Source organism: Vibrio sp. 1562, from assembly GCF_033340155.1.
GTDB classification, from domain to species: Bacteria; Pseudomonadota; Gammaproteobacteria; order Enterobacterales; family Vibrionaceae; genus Vibrio; species Vibrio alginolyticus.
Genome location: NZ_JAWOVY010000420.1, coordinates 1 through 658, shown reverse-complemented (window position 1 = coordinate 658; position 658 = coordinate 1). Strand labels below are relative to the sequence as shown.

Here is a 658-nt window from a genome sequence, read left to right as displayed (position 1 = left end):
ACACCCGTCAGTTTTTGCAGTACCAAAGATTGAGCGTATGCAGAGAACTCTAGACCACCGTACTTTTTCTTGATGATCATGGCGAAGAATTTGTTGTCTTTCAGATACTGCCAAACTTCAGGTGGTAAATCCGCGAGTTCATGCGTTACTTGGAAGTCGCTGACCATAGCACACACTTCGTTTACTGGGCCGTCTAAGAACGCTTGCTCTTCAGCGCTAAGTTTTGGCGCTTGAATTGCGTGTAATTTTTCCCATTCAGGTTTACCTTTGAATAGCTCAGCTTCCCACCATACTGTACCAGCATCGAGAGCTTCTTTTTCAGTTTGAGACATCGCAGGTAGCACAGTCTTAAACAACGCCAGTGCCTTACGGCTAATAAGCGATTGGCGGATGCCAGAAACGGCAAAGACCGCGATTGCAAGCACATACAGTGCCCAGCCAATAACGCCAACTGAGCCTGTGATAGTCAGCACTAGCATGGCAGCAGTTAGTAGGCTGACGGATTTAACGAGTGACATTCTGTGGTAAAGCGTAATGCCTAACACAACAGCCATCGCAACGATAGAGAGCAAGATGTCCATATAATTTTTCCTTTTCAGACTTTATAAATGTTGTACGTCTGTATTTTGGTAAGAGGTCTAACCAGTTGGTGTAAGTG

General features: G+C 45.3%; 1 protein-coding gene. It reads right to left on the bottom strand.

The window, feature by feature from the left end; all coding sequences use genetic code 11:
* The coding region (locus tag R7Z49_RS25545; protein ID WP_411913036.1) for an acyl-CoA dehydrogenase family protein at positions 1–581 on the bottom strand (581 nt) is incomplete at its 3' end.
* Positions 582–658: the final 77 nt, after the last annotated feature.